A 16,571-nucleotide genomic window follows, 5' to 3' on the forward strand; every position below is an offset into this window, starting at 1 on the left:
TTATTTCAGATCAGGATTTTGCGGCGGTAGTGTGGCTACTTCTTTTTCTACCTCTTTTTGAATAACAGCAACAGCATATTCTGCCGGTTGTATTTTACAGCCAGTAAACTCGGCATAAACCTGAGTAAACTCGGCACCGAAGTACAATATAGCCGAAGTATAATAAATCCACACCAGTATCACGATTAAGGATCCTGCGGCGCCGTAGGTGGAACCGGTACCTGTGGTTGTGATGTAGATGCCGATTAAATATTTACCCAGCATAAACAGCAACGCTGTAAAAAACGCACCCATGCGTACTTCTTTCCAGCTAATATTAACATCGGGCAAAAATTTGAAGATGATGCCAAAAAGTGCCGAGATAACAATAAAGGTTAGGCCAAGGTTAATTACATTAAGAACCAGCAAGGTAGCGTTAGGGAAATAATGAGTTAAATGATCACTTAAAGCAATAATCACCCCATTGATAATAAGGGATACGATCAGCAAAAAACCCAATCCGATAATTAACGAAAAAGATAATAATCTATTGGTTATCATTTTAACCCAACCACGCTTAGGCTTGGCTTTTACCCGCCAAATAATGTTTAACGATTCCTGTATTTCCAAAAATACTCCAGAGGCACCCAAAATGAGGGTGATGATACCCGTAACTACGGCAACGCCTGTTTTGCCCGAAAGGGATACGCTTTTAATCATAGATTGGATTTGGGCCGCTGCCTGGTTGCCCACGAAGGCATTTACCTGCGAAAATACTTTGCCCTGGATAGCATCCTGACCGTAAAAAAAACTGGCCAGCGATATTAACAATATTAATAACGGGGCAATTGAAAATACAGTATAATAGGCTAATGAAGCACTAAGTTTAAGGCCTTTATCATCTAAAAACCCATTAAAGGTAGCGCTTGCTACTTTCCAAACGGACAGTAAGGATTTTTTGGTTACATACTTCATTGGCAATGTTTTAAAGTTTGGTTGTTATTTTAACAACAATTTGTTTTGTTTAAACCAAAGCAATTTTAATGCCTTAAAGTTTGCCGGCGCGTTGTTTTTTCTAAAGCTGGTTAAACGGAACATCGAGCAACTCAAAGTTTTGCCAGCCGTTAAAATCAAAGTGCCACCACTCGTTACTCAATACTTTAAAACCATGGCTTTGCATTACCGATTTTAACAGTTCCCTGTTCTGAATCACCTGTTGCGGCAGAGCAGTATAATCAGCGGCAGCTTTGGGGCTAAAACTATCAAACGAGGTAGGCATCTCCAGTTCTTTACCGGTTTTCAAATCAATCAAACTCAAATCGAGCGCGCAGCCGCGATTATGCTTTGATCCCTTTTTCGGGTCGGCAACAAAATGCTTGTCGCTTGCTTTTTCGTAAAACTTTTCGGTTACGGCATAAGGCCTGTAGCCATCGTAAACTTTTATGCCAAGGCCTTTTTCTTTTAAATCTGCCATTACCAGCATTAAGGCTTTGGCAACCGGCAGGCGGGTAAATGCCCTGGCCTGGGTATACATGCGCTGATGCATAAAGTTATCGGTGGTAGCATAGCGTATATCCAGCTGAATAGCGGGAATGTATTTTTTTATTTCAACAAGGGCCTTATTATGATCTTTGCTTACCTGGGCCAGATACTGGGCCTTACCGGCAACATGTAACGAATCGCGGTAGTTTTGGGCTGATAGCTGCCATACAGTAAAAAGAAGAAGGATCAGCGCGGGGTACCTCATTGTGGTTGGTTAGCGTTTTACCTGTTTGAAACAATGAGCAGGTCAAGATCTTTACAGGGCAAATTAAACCTGTCGCCAATGTGCTTGTTGGTTAAATGCCCCTGGTAAATATATACCGCGTTGCGCACCCCTGTATTTTGCCAGATCACATTTTTTAACCCTCCCTGTTCGCCAATATCTAAAAGTATAGGCGCAAAAATATTGGTTAAGGCGTAAGTAGCGGTGCGGGCTACCCGCGAAGCGATATTAGGCACGCAATAATGGATCACATCGTATTTACGGAAAACCGGGTGAGTATGGTTGGTAACCTCCGATGTTTCAAAGCAACCGCCCTGATCAATACTTACATCAATAATAACCGAGTTCGGCTTCATTTTACTTACGGTAGACTCGCTTACTATACAGGGGCTTCTGCCGGTTTGGGCGCGCATGGCGCCAATGGCCACATCACAGGTGGTAATGGCTTTTTCTAAAACAATGGGCTGTACCACCGAGGTAAAAACCCGGCTGCCGATATTGTTTTGCAAGCGGCGCAGTTTATAGATGGACGGATCGAACACTTTAACCTGCGCCCCTAAAGAGATAGCGGTACGGGCGGCATATTCGCCCACGGTACCGGCTCCCAATATCACAATCTCGGTAGGGGGCACGCCGGTAATGCCACCCAGCATCAGGCCCTTGCCCTCAAAAACATTGCTTAAATACTCGGCGGCTATTAAAATGGAAGTAGCGCCAACAATTTCGCTCATGGCCCTTACCACGGTTAACGATCCGCCTTCGTCTAAAATATCCTCAAAGCAAAGCGCGGTTATTTTTTTACGCTGAAGCGCCTGTATATATTCGGGCCTTAAAGTGGAAAGCTGCAATGCCGATATGAGCGTTTGGTTAGGCTTCATCAACTCAATCTCTTCGGCCGTAGGCGGGGCTATTTTAATGATGATATCGGCCTCGTAAACCGATTTGGTATCATAAACAATAAGGGCGCCCTGCTCACTGTAATCCTTATCCAAAAAGTTAGCGGCTTTACCCGCGTTGCTTTCTAAAATAACCTGGTGCCCGTTATTAATCAGCAGGGCAACAGAAAGCGGGGTTAAAGCGATGCGGTTTTCCTGGAAAGAAACTTCGCGGGGTATACCGATATAAAGTTTGTTTTTTTTATTCTTTACTTCGAGCATCGACTCCTGAGGCTGCATCATTGCTTGCTTGGCGACGTCGGAAAAACCACTTAATATCCCTGAACTCATATTACTCTAATATCCAGTTGATGAAGGTACGCAAAAAGATAAACATATTAAAAATCACCCGATGCAGATTTCGCGATTATCACCTGATAATACTTTAATATGAATGTTGATATGCTGATCGGGTAACAGGTCGGGTATCATTTCGGGCCATTCTATAAAACAATAATCGCCCGAATAAAAATATTCTTCGCAGCCCATATCCAGAGCCTCGGTTTGGTTTTTAAGGCGGTAAAAATCAAAATGATAAATTTTACCTGTGGGTATCCTGTACTCGTTAACAATGGAAAACGTAGGGCTGGCCACATTATCGGTAACGCCTAACTCTTTGCATAAAGCTTTGATCAGCGTGGTTTTACCAGCACCCATTTCTCCGTGGAAGAGGAAGATTTTTTTGTTGGAAGCGGAAGCTATAACTTGCTCTGCGGCTTGAGGCAGATCAGCGAGGGATTGAAGTTCGAAAACCATCTTATCGGGATATATTTTCGTGTAAAATTAAATCTAAACTATCGATTCTTTGAAAGCCTTTATCGGCAGTAATGAAAGGCATTGAAAGCGACAAAGCCGATGCGGCTATTATCGTATCAGGTATTTTTAACTTATACTTTTTGCGTAACGCTATAGTCAAAGCCTTTATTTCTTTATTGATATCCACAATAGCAACCGAATCGGCAAAGGCATCCAAAACGGCTATCGAGCCATCAGTATTTCCGTGAAATGAATACAATTCTATCTCCGTTATTATCGATATGTATACTTTTTGGTCCTGTAAAAAGTCAGACAAGATTTGATCGCCATTGAGTAAATAAATACAAATATTAGTATCTAAAAAGATCTCACCGCCATTCATCCCGGAATTGCTGTTGTATTTTCAATCCGTCTTCTTCAGTTTTTAGCGCACCACAGAATCTTTTAGCATCAAATTTTTTTTGAGGCTTTCTTTCTGCCAATAACTTTTTCAAGTTTTGCAGGTCGGTATCTTTATTTAAAATAACTACCATACTCAAATTTAAAGAAACTTTTTTAAAGAACAAACTACTCATCATCTCTCCATCGCCTTTACATCAACAGGATTTTCATTCAGTTTAATTACACCTATAAAACGTTCAAAAAGTTTTTTCGCTCCTATTTTTTCTGTCGAAAACCTTAATTACTACCATACCCAAATTTAAATAAAAAATCCCATTGTAAAAACGGGATTTTTTATCATCAATATTGGTTATTTCGGTCCGTAGGTAGCAATCGGGATAATCATCTCTTCTAACGAGATGCCCCCATGCTGAAACGTTTCGTTATAAAAGTTAACAAAATGATTGTAGTTGTTCGGGTAAACAAAGTAGTTATCAACCTTGGCAAAAACAAAGCTCGAGCTTACGTGCAATTTGGGCAACATAGCGTCGTGCGGGTTACGGATGTGGAACACCTCTTTAGGGTTATAATTCAGGTTTTTACCTTGTTTATACCTCAAGTTGGTGTTGGTGTTACGGTCGCCTATGATTTTGCTTGGGTTTTTAACCCGGATGGTACCATGGTCGGTAGTGATAATTACCTTTACTTGTTTCTGTGCTAAAAACTTCAACAGGTCATACAAAGGCGAATGCTCAAACCAGGAGATGGTTAAAGAACGATATGCCGCATCGTCGCTGGCCAGCTCGCGGATCATCTGCATATCGGTACGGGCATGCGACAGCATATCCACAAAGTTATAAACAACCACATTTAAGTCGTTCTTCATCAGGTTGCTTACACTCTCGTTCAGGGCACGGCCTTCATCAATATTCAATATCTTGGTGTACGAAAACTTGCAGTCTTTGCGTACCACCCGTTTAATCTGGTCGGCAATAAAATCAGCTTCGTGCAGGTTTTTGCCGCCTTCATCCTCATCATTCTGCCACATATCCGGGTAGCGTTTTTCCATATCCAGGGGCATCAGGCCAGAGAAGATGGCATTACGTGCATATTGCGTAGCCGTTGGCAGGATACTGAAATAAGTATCCTCTTCTTCTAAACGGAAATATTCCGAGATAATAGGATGGATCATCCTGTACTGGTCATACCTTAAGTTATCTATCAGGATAAAAAACACCGGCATCTTACCATCCAATTGAGGGAAAACCTTCTTTTTAAATAACTGCGGAGAGATAATGGGTGCGGTATCTGGGTTCTTGATCCAGTCGAGGTAATTCTTTTCTATAAATTTAGAGAACTGTACGTTGGCTTCGGCTTTTTGCAAAGTTAAAATCTCGTGCATGCCAGCATCTTCCAGCTGTTCCAGCTCCAACTCCCAATAAATGAGTTTTTTATAAACATCAACCCATTCCTGGTAGCTTAAATTATCATTCAGCGTCATTCCGAGTGTCCTGAAATCCTGTTGATAGGCCATGGTGGTTTTTTCGGTAACCAGGCGTTTGTTCTCGGTAAACTTTTTAATAGTTAACAGTATTTGCTTGGGGTTAACCGGCTTAATCAGGTAATCATCAATTTTCGAACCGATGGCATCCTCCATCAGGTATTCTTCCTCGTTCTTGGTTATCAGCACGATAGGCACATCGGCGTTAATATTTTTTATTTGAGCCAGGGTTTCCAATCCGGTTAAGCCGGGCATATTTTCATCCAGAAAAACAAGGTCGAAATATTCACTTTTAAACAGATCAACCGCGTCGTTTCCGTTAGTTACTGTCTTTATAATGTAGCCTTTTTCTTTTAAAAAAAGAATATGTGGTTTTAGCAGGTCAATTTCATCGTCGGCCCATAAAATGGTAGTATCTTGCATGGCGTTTTTAGTATATAGCTATAAACCTATAAACATAGGTTTTGTTGCCGATATAAATGTTATTAACAAAAATTAACTAAAATAAAATGTTGCTTTTAACCATAATTTAACATTTTTGTAGCATAATATACACATTGAACAAGAATAAAATCATCAATGATCCGGTATACGGGTTCATTAATATATCATCAGAACTGATATTTGATCTGATAGAGCACCCGTACTTCCAGCGCTTGCGTTATATCAAGCAATTGGGGATGACCCACCTGGTTTACCCCGGCGCTCTGCATACCCGTTTTCACCATGCATTGGGCGCCATGCACCTGATGAAAATGGCCATCGAAACCCTCTGCAGCAAAGGTCACGAAATTACTCCTGAAGAGCAGGAAGCCGTAACTATTGCCATATTGCTGCATGATATAGGGCATGGCCCCTTTTCGCACGCGTTAGAACAAACCATTGTAGAGGGCATCTCGCACGAGGATATTTCACTGGTGCTGATGGACAGGCTCAACATCCTGTTTAAGGGCAGGCTTACTACAGCCATTGATGTTTTTAACGGCACCTATCATAAAAAGTTTCTGCACCAGTTAGTATCCAGCCAACTGGATATGGACCGGATGGACTACCTTACCCGCGACAGCTTTTTTACGGGAGTATCAGAAGGGGTAATTAGTTTTGACAGGATTATCAAGATGCTCAACGTGCGCGACGACTACGTGGTGATTGAAGAAAAAGGAATTTACTCGATAGAGAAATTTTTGGTGGCGCGCAGGTTAATGTACTGGCAGGTGTACCTGCATAAAACCGTAATTGCCGCCGAATTATTGCTTGGGAAAATATTGGAACGCAGCCGCGAGCTGGCTTTACTGGGCGAAAATTTATTTGCTACACCGGCGTTAAATTATTTTTTAACCAATAATATTACCATATCTGCCTTTATCAATAGTAACCATGATTTGGATACCTTTGCCAGCCTGGATGATACGGATATCATGTCGGCCATTAAAGTTTGGGCATCGCATGATGATTTTATATTATCAACACTTTGTCAAAACCTGATTACCCGTAATTTATACCATGTAGAAGTTACCAATGTGGCGCCATCGGTAGATACTGTTAATCAACTGGTAGAAAGGGTTGTAGAAGAATATGGTATCACCGAAGACGAGGCATCGTATTTTGTTTTTACTGATAGTATTACCAACAAGGCTTATAAAGTAGGAGACGGAAATATCCGGATACTAATGAAAGACGGCAGTGTGCAGGACATTACAACGGCAAGTGATAATTCTAATTTAGAGGCATTGGCCAAAACAGTAAAAAAATATGTATTATGCTGTATCAAAGGTTTGTTGTAAATCGTAATAAGCTATTTGATAATAATTTGTTGCTTTAATTTTAACGTTTAAATTTGTCCGATGCAATTTACCGCACAGCAAATAAGTTTAATGCTTAATGGAACCGTTGAAGGTGACCTTAATGTGTCGGTTAATCAACTGGCTAAAATCGAGGAGGCACGCCCTGGTTCGTTGTCATTTTTGGCTAATCCTAAGTATGAGCACTATTTGTACACCACCAACGCCTCGGTTGTTATTGTTAATAACGACCTTGTTTTAACCGAGGATGTGAAGCCCACACTTGTACGGGTTGAAAACGCCTACAGCGCATTTACCGTATTGCTCGAAAAATACAATACCATCAAGCTGAATAAAACCGGTATTGAGCAGCCAAGCTTTATCCATCCCAGCGCCCAAATTGGCCAAAATGCCTATATAGGTGCATTTGCCTACATAGGCCCGGATGTAAAAATTGGCGATAACTGTAAAATTTTCCCTAATACCTACATCGCCGATGGCGTAATTATTGGCGATAATGTTACCCTTTATGCCGGTGTAAAAATTTATTTCGATTGCCATATCGGCAACCGGGTAATTATCCACTCGGGTACTGTAATTGGTGGCGATGGTTTTGGTTTTGCGCCGCAAAGTAACGGCAGTTATGCCAAAGTAAGCCAGATAGGGAATGTGATACTGGAAGATGATGTGGAAATAGGAGCCAATACAACTATTGACAGGGCCACGCTGGGCTCAACCATTATTCGCCGCGGGGTAAAGTTGGATAACCTGATACAGGTAGCCCATAACGTTGAAATTGGCGCCGATACCGTAGTTGCTGCGCAAACCGGCATTTCGGGAAGCGCTAAAATAGGCGAGAACTGCATTATAGGCGGGCAGGTAGGTATTGTTGGCCATATCAATATAGCCAAAGGCTCACAGGTGCAGGCCAAATCGGGCATCAGCCGTTCTATCGAGGTAGAGGGAAAAAAATGGGCCGGTGCGCCTGCCAGTTTCTATCAGGACCATATGCGGTCGCAGGTGGTGTTGGCACGTTTACCCGAACTTGAAAAAAAGATTGACGAATTAGAAAAAATAATTGCTGAACTACGCAAAGGGCTTAGATAAACGGCGCTTGCAAGTACAAACAGTATGAACGCAAAACAAAGAACTATAATGACCGAGGTGTCTGTTTCGGGCACAGGATTGCATACAGGCGAAAGCGTTACCATGACCTTTAGGCCGGCAGCGGAAAACCACGGATACAAATTTAGAAGGGTTGACCTTGAAGGATCGCCAGTGATTGATGCCGATGTGGATAACGTAACCGATACGTCACGCGGTACCACTATATCGCAAAATGGCGCAAGCGTAAGCACTGTTGAGCACGTTTTAGCTGCCCTGGTTGGCCTGGAGATAGATAATTTGATGATAGACCTGACCGGGCCCGAAACCCCGATAATGGATGGCAGCTCTATCTTTTTTGTTAACGCGCTGATTGAGGCCGGTTTTAAGGAACAAGATGCCGACCGCGAATACTATCACATCCCTTATAACATCCACTACTCTGAACCCGACCGTAAGGTTGAGATGGTAGCCATGCCTTTGGATGATTACCGCTTTACCTGCATGGTTGATTATAACTCGCCGGTATTGGGCAGCCAGCATGCCAGTATATCAACCATATCCGAGTTTAAAAAAGAGATAGCCTCGTGCCGTACCTTTTGCTTTTTACACGAACTGGAAATGTTGTTAAAGCACGACCTGATTAAAGGCGGCGATTTAAACAACGCCATTGTGGTGGTTGATAAACATGTAAGCCCTGACGAGCTTGACCATTTAGCAAAACTGTTTAACCGTAAAGATATTGATGTTGCCCCGCAGGGGATATTGAACAATATTGAGTTAAGGCACCAGAATGAGCCGGCCCGCCATAAACTGCTGGACATGATAGGCGACCTTGCCTTGGTTGGCGTACCTATTAAGGGGCATATTATGGCAGCCCGCCCGGGCCATGCAGCCAATGTTGCTTTTGCTAAAAAAATAAAATCGTTAATTAAAAAGGAACGTAGCCGAAAACATATCCACGTTTACAACCCCAATGCCAAGCCTGTATACGATACAGTGCAGATTATGAACATTCTGCCGCACCGGCCGCCGATGTTATTGGTTGATAAAATAATGGAGTTGAGCAAAACCCATGTGGTAGGTGTGAAAAGCGTAACCATGAACGAGCCGTTTTTTATCGGTCATTTTCCAGGCGCCCCGGTAATGCCCGGTGTGTTGCAAATTGAAGCGATGGCGCAAACCGGCGGAATATTGGTTTTAAATACCGTTCCCGATCCGGAAAATTGGCTTACTTTGTTCCTCAAAATAGAGAATGCCCGCTTTAAAGATAAAGTTCTGCCGGGTGATACCCTGATTTTCCGTTGTGATCTGCTGGCCCCTATCAGGCGCGGCATTGCACAAATGAAAGGTATCGGCATGGTTGGAGAAAAAATAGTGGTTGAGGCAGAATTGATGGCGCAAATTGTTAGATATAAATAAAGCATGATCCAACCGCTGGCATATATACATCCACAGGCAAAAATTGCCGGTAATGTGGTTATTGAACCCTTTGTAACTATTGATAAGGATGTTGTAATAGGCGAGGGTACCTGGATAGGCCCCAATGTGTCTATCATGAACGGCGCCCGCATCGGTAAAAACTGCCGTATTTTTCCAGGTGCTGTAATATCGGGTATCCCGCAGGATCTGAAATTTGCCGGTGAAGATACCACTGTTGAGATTGGAGATAATACAACCATCCGCGAATGCGTAACCATTAACCGCGGTACCAAAGACCGCTGGAAAACCGTAGTAGGCAACAATTGCCTTATTATGGCTTACTGCCACATTGGCCACGATTGTATTGTAGGTAATAATTGCATCTTCTCCAATAATACCACCTTAGCAGGCCACGTTACCATTGATGATTATGTGGTACTGGCAGGGATGGTTGCCATCCACCAGTTTTGCCACGTAGGCTCGCATGCCTTTGTAACAGGCGGCTCGCTGGTACGTAAAGATGTGCCTCCCTATGTTAAGGCCGCTCGCGAGCCGTTATCCTACGTGGGTATCAATTCTGTGGGCTTGCGCCGCAGGGGTTACTCGTCCGAACAGATCAACGAGATCCAGGATATTTATCGTACAATCTTCATCAAGAAACATAACTTTACCAAAGCGCTGGATATTATCGAAGCTGAAAGCCAGCCGACTGAAATACGCGACGAGATATTGGATTTTATCCGTAACTCCAACCGGGGTATTATGAAGGGATTTGGGAATCAGTAAATTGAGTGCATGGCCCATGGTTGATAGTGCATAGCTGAACATTAATGGCAATAGAACTATCCAATCATCTCAAATCAACAGTTATGAACCATGGACTTTTGACTATCGGCTTAAAAATCTCCCTCGAAAACATTGGCCGCCGTTTTAACCGCGATTGGATTTTCCGAGGGCTCAGTTATGTATTTGACGATCATCAAAGCTATGGTATACTCGGGCCAAATGGTTCGGGAAAATCAACCTTGTTGCAGATACTCACCGGCAGTCTTAGCCCCTCGGCAGGCAAAATCAATTATTCGTTGAACGGGGGGCCGGTAGATGCGGAATCGGTATATAAACATTTAAGTTTTGCCGCCCCCTACCAGGAATTGATAGAAGAGTTTACTTTGGACGAGATGATCGATTTTCATTTCCGTTTTAAAAAATACGGGCCCGGACTGGATAAGCAGGCCATAACCGAGCTGTTGGGTTTACATAGCAGCAGGCATAAGCCTATCAGGTATTTCTCGTCGGGAATGAAGCAGCGTACCAAATTAGCCTTGGCTTTTTGCGCAGATACGCCCATGCTGATGCTTGACGAACCTACATCCAACCTGGATAACCAAGGCATTGATTGGTACCTTAGCCTTGCCGGACAATTTACAGCTAACCGGCTTACCATCATCTGCTCAAACCAGCAGCACGAATATGGGTTTTGCAACCAGTTAGTTAACATAGCCGATTACAAAAGCTGACATGGCCACGTGTAGTAAAGCACACGCCGACTTGTTTACCACATCCTATTTGAAGCTTGTATGTTTCAATTCAAGTAGTTAAGTTTGCGGTCCAGAATTTTGAAAAAATTTTATGTCTAAAGCGTCAGAAATTAAAAACGGTAGTATACTTCGCTTTAATGGCGAGTTGATACAGGTAGAAGAATTTATTCACCGTACACCGGGCAATCTGCGTGCCTTTTACCAGGCCCGCATGCGTAATATTAAAAGTGGCAAATTGGTAGAGTATCGTTTCCGTACGGACGAAGAAGTGGAGATTGCCCGCGTTGAAACCAACGATTACCAGTTTTTATATGAAGATGGCGACCAATTGGTGGTGATGGATAATACCACCTACGACCAGTTTAACGTACCTAAAACCTTATTTGGCACGGCCGTGAAGTTTTTAAAAGAAGGCACCAACGTGATTGTAGCTTTTGAAAGCGATGAGCCCATTATGGGCCAGATGCCAAGCTCTGCCGAACTGGAAATAACCTATACCGAACCTGCAGTAAAAGGCGATACATCAACCGGTGCCCTAAAAAACGCTACCGTTGAAACTGGTGCCGAAATTAAAGTTCCGTTGTTTGTAAATATTGGCGATAAGGTGAAGGTTGATACCTCTACCGGAAACTATGTGGAACGGGTTAAAGGATAAAAAATATTGTTTATAATAAAAAGCTCCGCAAGGGGCTTTTTTTATGGGTAGTAAGCCCAGATTTCTAAGAATTAATTTCCTTGTCATGATTTTTTTATGTTGAATTTCGATATCAGGTTTGGCAAACTCAATGATGTTGATCACGCTGCCAGGCGATATCAATACATTCGCACTGGAAATAGACGGTAACAACAAGAACGATGATCACATAGGCTATAGTTCAATATTTGATTTCTACAAAAAATGGATTGATTTGTACAAACACGCGCTTTCTTTGTGAGGCTATATTTGCATAAAAAAACAAAATGGAAGGGAAAAATAAAATAGCTTTAGTTACCGGTGGTAGCCGCGGGCTGGGCAAAGACATGGCTTTAAGGCTTGCAGAAAAGGGTATCGATGTTGTTGTAACTTACCATAGCAAAGCACAGGAAGCTCAGGATGTAGTGACGCAAATTGAACAAAATGGTGCGCAAGCTGCTACATTACAACTCGATACTGGTGATATAAAAAGCTTTGATTCCTTTATTGGCAAATTGAAGGAAATGTTGATTGTCAAGTTCGGCACCAGCCATATTGATTTTTTAATAAATAATGCGGGTGTTGGCGGGTATTCACCCATCAGCGAAGTAACAGAGGATTTTTTTGACAATTTATTGAACATACACTATAAAGGAGTTTACTTTTTAACGCAAAAATTAATCCCGCTAATAAATGATGGTGGTGGTATTGTTAATGTATCAAGCGGTTTAACCCGGGTAACGGTACCTGGATCATCTGCCTATGCATCAATGAAGGGCGCTATTGAAATCTTTACCCGCTATCTGGCTAAAGAGCTTGGACCGCGAGGGATAAGGGCCAATATTATTGCCCCGGGAGCTGTAATGACAGATTTTGGAGGCGGCCACCTCAGGGCAGATGAAAACCTGCAAAAGTATATAAGTAATGTAACTGCATTGGGCCGGCCTGGTGTGGCTGAAGATATTGGCGGCGTAGTTGCTTTTTTGTGCACCGAAGATGCACGTTGGGTTAATGGGCAGCGAATAGAGGTCGCAGGAGGGATGGCACTATAATAAACAAAGCAATTTACCAAGCCAGGTTGCGGCAATTTTATTACAAAAATTGCTGCTGCTTTTTGTAATTTAACATCGTTTTACTATTAATTAGGAGTATCACAGGTGGCGCATTGCTGCTTTTATCCTACGGCCCCGCTGATTGATCTATCTCCGCACGCCAGGCTGATAAGCGGGTATAAAACACAAATAAAGCAGGCTTAAGTACAATTTATTTTTCTATTCCATCCTACCTCTCTTTTTAATTGAAAATACCTACCCTGTTTTAAAAAAAGGGTAGGTATTTTTTGTTTTGGAGTGTGTTGTTTGGTGTATATGCTTCTCAAAGCAGCAAAAATTCAAATTTATTGCTAATAATGAATTTTTTTGCAGCATTTAGTTTTGAATTTTAATAAGAAATGACGGTTTTATTGATGTTTTTATAAAAATAAGTAATTATTGAAAATAATTCGATTGCGTGTGTTCGAGCACGCATTAATTTTCTTTATATTTGATTTAATGATAAACAAACTTTAACAATAAGTACAAATCTACATATCGTTATGTTTATGCCATGCGTATCCGAGCACATAATTTTATTCATTAATCTAAAATAATTTCACTCTTCTACTTAAATAACATTAAAAACAATGCAATTATCTACTAACAGTCTATTAACTTATCAACTATGTTTAATTTGAAAAAAATCTTACTGTTTATTTTCTTGGTAGTTAGCTGTAGTGGCCTTTATGCCCAGGTTAGGGTACTTAAAGGTAAAGTTACAGCCAAAGACGGCTCCGTACTGCCCGGAGTAGTTATTGAATTAAAGGGGACTACCAAAGGTGCGGTAGCATCGGGCCCGGACGGTTTCTTTTCGTTAAATATCCCCGCGGGAGGGGCAACTATCCAGGCGCACTCCATTGGTTATGTTACTAAAGAGTTAACAATAGCTGCCGGTCAAAGCAAAATCACCATTGTTTTGGACGAGGATAACAAACAACTGGGTGAGGTTGTTGTAACCGGTTATTCAAACCAAAAAAAGAGTAACCTCACCAGCGCCATTACAACAGTATCTGCCGACAAGCTGAAGGATGTTACATCTAACGATATCGGCGCGTTACTGCAAGGTAAAGTATCCGGTTTAAATGTTGTTAATTCATCAGGTGTGCCCGGTAGCTCATCCGAGATCAGGTTGAGGGGGGTATCTTCTGTAAACGCTACACAAAGCCCCTTGTTTGTGGTTGACGGTATTATTGGCGGAAATTACGACCCTAACGATGTTGAAAGCATAAGTGTGTTAAAAGACGCGGGTGCAACGGCTATTTACGGATCGCAGGCCAATGGCGGGGTTATTATTGTAACTACCAAAAAAGCCAAAAGCGACCAAACTCAATATGAGTTTAAGGCTGTAACAGGTTTTAGAACTCCCGATTTTGGCAGCATGACCATGATGAACAGCAGTCAGTTGTATCAAAACCAAAAAGAACTCTTCCGCGATTATATTCCCGGTGCTACGGGGAATACCTACGCGGTAGACCTGGTGCAATTCCAGTCGCAACGCCCGGCGTCTATATTAAACACCAATACCAACTGGTTAACAACCATGTTTAAAACGGCACCCATGCAAAACTATTACTTTTCGGCAATGGGGAAAACAGCCAAGAATGACTATTATTTTGGCGCTACTTACTACAACGAAGATGGTACCTTTTTAAATACCAATTACAAACGGATCAATTTAAGAGCTAATTCCACCTATCATTTTACCGACAAAATTACCCTGACCAATAATATCAACATTAGTGGCATTCAGGGTAAGAGCTATGATTATAATGATATTTATTACGCTTACCTTAATTTGCCCTGGGATAACCCTTATGATGCCAGCGGCAATGCTAAGTATGTTGACGGGAACTCTAAATTTAAATGGTGGTCCAGAGATAAAACCAACCCCATCAATACCATAGATAATTCTGACCATCCGTATAAGGGCTTTGATGTTAATTATGATTTAATATTAAACCTGCCCATAACCAACTGGTTAACATTTACCACTAATAACCGCCTTTCAGCCAGTTACAATTACTCATCAACTTACTACAGCCCCGCGGTAGAAGGGGTATACCACGGCACCGGTTATTTAAATAATCAAAGCACTTTTGTTTATGGTGGCATATCAACCAACTTATTAAAATTCAACTTTAAGCTGGGCGATCATGAAATTAATGGTTTAGCAGGTGCCGAATTTGAAGGAAGCCAGACTAATGTGATGGGAGCTTCCGGCAAAGGGTTGCCTATAGGCTTGCAAGTGCTTGATGTTGTGGCCAATAGCCAGGCCGTAAACGGTTATACTGAAAGCCCTACTATCGCTTCTTACTTATCGCAGGTAAATTACAGCTACAAAAACACCTATTTCTTAAGCGGTTCGTACAGGGTAGATGGTTCATCTGCTTTCTCGCCCGAGCATAAATACGGTTCATTCCCATCGGTATCAGCAGCCTGGTTAGCCAGTAACGAGGCATTTTTAAAAGATAATCACACCATCAATACCCTCAAATTACGTTTAAGCTATGGCGTAACAGGTACGCAAAGTATTGGAGCGGGTAAATACCTTGGCTTATATTCGTTGTCGTCACAGTATAATGGGTCAGTAGGGGCAACACCTTCACAGCTTGAAAATCCTGACCTGACGTGGGAAAGCAAATACCAGACAGATGCAGGTTTTGATATAGGCTTATTTAAACGTATCAATATAACTGTTGATGCCTACCATAACGTTACTAAAAACTTACTGCTGCAGGTATCGCAACCACCATCGGTAGGTTTTGAAACCAAATGGGAAAATGCCGGCCAGGTAACCAATAACGGTTTGGAGTTTGCCATCAACAGTATTAACATCCGCAGTAAAAACTTTCAGTGGAACACCGATTTCAATATCAGTTTTAACAATAATAAAATTGGCGGTTTCCCGGCAACAACCATCTCAACTGGTCAGGATAATGTTTCACAGATTTACCGTAACGGCGGCGATTTGTACGAGTTTTACATGCCCAAATGGGCAGGCGTAAACGCCCAAACCGGAGCGCCACAGTGGGAAGTGCAAACCAAAGATGCTAAGGGTAATGTAACCTCAACCTCGGTAACATCTAATTATGCCTCGGCAACGTTGCAGGAAGTTGGTTCGGCCTTACCTAAATACCAGGGCGGCTTTAATAACGAGTTTAAATACAAAAGCCTATCGCTGCGGGTAAACATGTATTATGTGGTTGGCAATAAAATTTACAATGCTAATCTGTCGCAGGTGCAGAACGATGGAAGCGAACCTTACCTCAACCAGATGGTAGCAACTAAGGGGACTGTGATATGGACCCACCCCGGCGAGATAGCTACCGACCCGAGCCCGCAAAATAATGCCAACTCAACCAGCGTATCAACCCGGTATTTACAAGATGGTAATTACATCAGCTTACGGAACGTGGCCCTGGGCTACTCTTTCCCTAAGCCATTGGCCAAACGGTTAAAACTGAATGATATCAATGTATCTGTAAGCGGTGATAACATCTATACCTTTACTCATTACATTGGCCAGGATCCTTCAACCAATATTACCCCGGGTAACTTTGCAACACCAGGTGTGGCTGATTTTAAGTACCCTAATAACCGCCAGTTTTTATTGAACATAAATGTTAAGTTTTAACACATCAG

The 16,571-nt window shown here is 42.2% G+C and carries 16 protein-coding genes; 9 read left to right on the forward strand and 7 right to left on the reverse strand.

All coding sequences use genetic code 11. The features are described from left to right. From MUCPA_RS13510 to porX, 7 genes are all read right to left on the reverse strand, one after another. A complete protein-coding gene (locus MUCPA_RS13510) occupies window positions 1-954 on the reverse strand; it encodes a YihY/virulence factor BrkB family protein (RefSeq protein ID WP_008507060.1) in 954 nt (317 codons plus the stop codon). Between the two features lie 100 nt (window positions 955-1,054). Further along, window positions 1,055-1,726 (reverse strand): M15 family metallopeptidase, encoded by a 672-nt coding sequence (locus MUCPA_RS13515; RefSeq protein WP_008507061.1) that lies wholly within the window; start codon window positions 1,724-1,726, stop codon window positions 1,055-1,057. 17 nt (window positions 1,727-1,743) lie between these two features. Then, window positions 1,744-2,970: an alanine dehydrogenase gene (locus MUCPA_RS13520; protein WP_008507062.1), complete on the reverse strand. Its 1,227-nt coding sequence runs from the start codon at window positions 2,968-2,970 to the stop codon at window positions 1,744-1,746. Window positions 2,971-3,024: 54 nt separating this feature from the next. Further along, window positions 3,025-3,435, reverse strand: coding sequence for a tRNA (adenosine(37)-N6)-threonylcarbamoyltransferase complex ATPase subunit type 1 TsaE (gene tsaE, locus MUCPA_RS13525; RefSeq protein WP_008507063.1), 411 nt, complete (start codon window positions 3,433-3,435; stop codon window positions 3,025-3,027). 1 nt (window position 3,436) lies between these two features. Further along, on the reverse strand, window positions 3,437-3,817 hold the full coding sequence (locus MUCPA_RS13530; protein ID WP_008507064.1) for a type II toxin-antitoxin system VapC family toxin: 381 nt from the start codon (window positions 3,815-3,817) through the stop codon (window positions 3,437-3,439). Further along, window positions 3,804-3,968, reverse strand: coding sequence for a hypothetical protein (locus MUCPA_RS37720; protein ID WP_157543896.1), 165 nt, complete (start codon window positions 3,966-3,968; stop codon window positions 3,804-3,806). The genes MUCPA_RS13530 and MUCPA_RS37720 overlap by 14 nt, the downstream gene beginning before the upstream one ends. A 218-nt stretch (window positions 3,969-4,186) precedes the next feature. Continuing rightward, window positions 4,187-5,740, reverse strand: a complete 1,554-nt coding sequence (porX, locus tag MUCPA_RS13535) for a T9SS response regulator signal transducer PorX (protein WP_008507066.1) — start codon at window positions 5,738-5,740, stop codon at window positions 4,187-4,189. Window positions 5,741-5,874: 134 nt separating this feature from the next. On the opposite strand from porX, the gene MUCPA_RS13540 reads away from it, so the two are divergent. The 9 genes from MUCPA_RS13540 to MUCPA_RS13575 all read left to right on the forward strand — a co-directional run bounded on the left by MUCPA_RS13540 (window position 5,875) and on the right by MUCPA_RS13575 (window position 16,563). After that, window positions 5,875-7,101, forward strand: a complete 1,227-nt coding sequence (locus tag MUCPA_RS13540; protein WP_008507067.1) for an HD domain-containing protein — start codon at window positions 5,875-5,877, stop codon at window positions 7,099-7,101. A gap of 60 nt (window positions 7,102-7,161) precedes the next feature. After that, window positions 7,162-8,205 (forward strand): UDP-3-O-(3-hydroxymyristoyl)glucosamine N-acyltransferase, encoded by a 1,044-nt coding sequence (gene lpxD / locus MUCPA_RS13545; protein WP_008507068.1) that lies wholly within the window; start codon window positions 7,162-7,164, stop codon window positions 8,203-8,205. 24 nt (window positions 8,206-8,229) lie between these two features. Continuing rightward, the gene (locus tag MUCPA_RS13550) at window positions 8,230-9,624 is read left to right on the forward strand and encodes a bifunctional UDP-3-O-[3-hydroxymyristoyl] N-acetylglucosamine deacetylase/3-hydroxyacyl-ACP dehydratase (protein WP_040625927.1); all 1,395 of its coding nucleotides are present in this window, start codon (window positions 8,230-8,232) and stop codon (window positions 9,622-9,624) included. A 3-nt stretch (window positions 9,625-9,627) separates the two neighbouring features. After that, window positions 9,628-10,410 carry an acyl-ACP--UDP-N-acetylglucosamine O-acyltransferase gene (gene lpxA, locus MUCPA_RS13555; RefSeq protein WP_008507070.1) on the forward strand — a complete coding sequence of 261 codons (783 nt, stop codon included), beginning with the start codon at window positions 9,628-9,630 and terminating at the stop codon, window positions 10,408-10,410. An 83-nt stretch (window positions 10,411-10,493) separates the two neighbouring features. Next, complete coding sequence (locus MUCPA_RS13560) at window positions 10,494-11,141, forward strand: ABC transporter ATP-binding protein (protein ID WP_008507071.1); 648 nt, start codon at window positions 10,494-10,496, stop codon at window positions 11,139-11,141. A 112-nt stretch (window positions 11,142-11,253) separates the two neighbouring features. Then, the gene (gene efp / locus MUCPA_RS13565; RefSeq protein WP_008507072.1) at window positions 11,254-11,817 is read left to right on the forward strand and encodes an elongation factor P; all 564 of its coding nucleotides are present in this window, start codon (window positions 11,254-11,256) and stop codon (window positions 11,815-11,817) included. A gap of 130 nt (window positions 11,818-11,947) precedes the next feature. Then, window positions 11,948-12,097 carry a hypothetical protein gene (locus MUCPA_RS37725; RefSeq protein ID WP_157543897.1) on the forward strand — a complete coding sequence of 50 codons (150 nt, stop codon included), beginning with the start codon at window positions 11,948-11,950 and terminating at the stop codon, window positions 12,095-12,097. A 25-nt stretch (window positions 12,098-12,122) separates the two neighbouring features. After that, window positions 12,123-12,887, forward strand: a complete 765-nt coding sequence (locus MUCPA_RS13570) for an SDR family NAD(P)-dependent oxidoreductase (protein ID WP_008507075.1) — start codon at window positions 12,123-12,125, stop codon at window positions 12,885-12,887. Window positions 12,888-13,554: 667 nt separating this feature from the next. Next, window positions 13,555-16,563, forward strand: coding sequence for a SusC/RagA family TonB-linked outer membrane protein (locus MUCPA_RS13575; protein WP_008507077.1), 3,009 nt, complete (start codon window positions 13,555-13,557; stop codon window positions 16,561-16,563). Window positions 16,564-16,571 lie beyond the last annotated feature (8 nt).

The organism is Mucilaginibacter paludis DSM 18603, from assembly GCF_000166195.2.
GTDB classification, from domain to species: Bacteria; Bacteroidota; Bacteroidia; order Sphingobacteriales; family Sphingobacteriaceae; genus Mucilaginibacter; species Mucilaginibacter paludis.

Bases quoted from the DNA above. Each gene is read 5' to 3' on its own strand.
- MUCPA_RS13515 (WP_008507061.1), bottom strand. From the start codon at position 1,726: ATGAGGTACCCCGCGCTGATCCTTCTTCTTTTTACTGTATGGCAGCTA.
- lpxA (WP_008507070.1), top strand. From the start codon at position 9,628: ATGATCCAACCGCTGGCATATATACATCCACAGGCAAAAATTGCCGGT.
- MUCPA_RS13530 (WP_008507064.1), bottom strand. From the start codon at position 3,817: ATGAATGGCGGTGAGATCTTTTTAGATACTAATATTTGTATTTATTTA.
- MUCPA_RS13510 (WP_008507060.1), bottom strand. From the start codon at position 954: ATGAAGTATGTAACCAAAAAATCCTTACTGTCCGTTTGGAAAGTAGCA.
- lpxD (WP_008507068.1), top strand. From the start codon at position 7,162: ATGCAATTTACCGCACAGCAAATAAGTTTAATGCTTAATGGAACCGTT.
- efp (WP_008507072.1), top strand. From the start codon at position 11,254: ATGTCTAAAGCGTCAGAAATTAAAAACGGTAGTATACTTCGCTTTAAT.
- MUCPA_RS13575 (WP_008507077.1), top strand. From the start codon at position 13,555: ATGTTTAATTTGAAAAAAATCTTACTGTTTATTTTCTTGGTAGTTAGC.
- MUCPA_RS37720 (WP_157543896.1), bottom strand. From the start codon at position 3,968: ATGGTAGTTATTTTAAATAAAGATACCGACCTGCAAAACTTGAAAAAG.
- porX (WP_008507066.1), bottom strand. From the start codon at position 5,740: ATGCAAGATACTACCATTTTATGGGCCGACGATGAAATTGACCTGCTA.
- tsaE (WP_008507063.1), bottom strand. From the start codon at position 3,435: ATGGTTTTCGAACTTCAATCCCTCGCTGATCTGCCTCAAGCCGCAGAG.
- MUCPA_RS13550 (WP_040625927.1), top strand. From the start codon at position 8,230: ATGAACGCAAAACAAAGAACTATAATGACCGAGGTGTCTGTTTCGGGC.
- MUCPA_RS13560 (WP_008507071.1), top strand. From the start codon at position 10,494: ATGAACCATGGACTTTTGACTATCGGCTTAAAAATCTCCCTCGAAAAC.
- MUCPA_RS13520 (WP_008507062.1), bottom strand. From the start codon at position 2,970: ATGAGTTCAGGGATATTAAGTGGTTTTTCCGACGTCGCCAAGCAAGCA.
- MUCPA_RS13570 (WP_008507075.1), top strand. From the start codon at position 12,123: ATGGAAGGGAAAAATAAAATAGCTTTAGTTACCGGTGGTAGCCGCGGG.
- MUCPA_RS37725 (WP_157543897.1), top strand. From the start codon at position 11,948: ATGATGTTGATCACGCTGCCAGGCGATATCAATACATTCGCACTGGAA.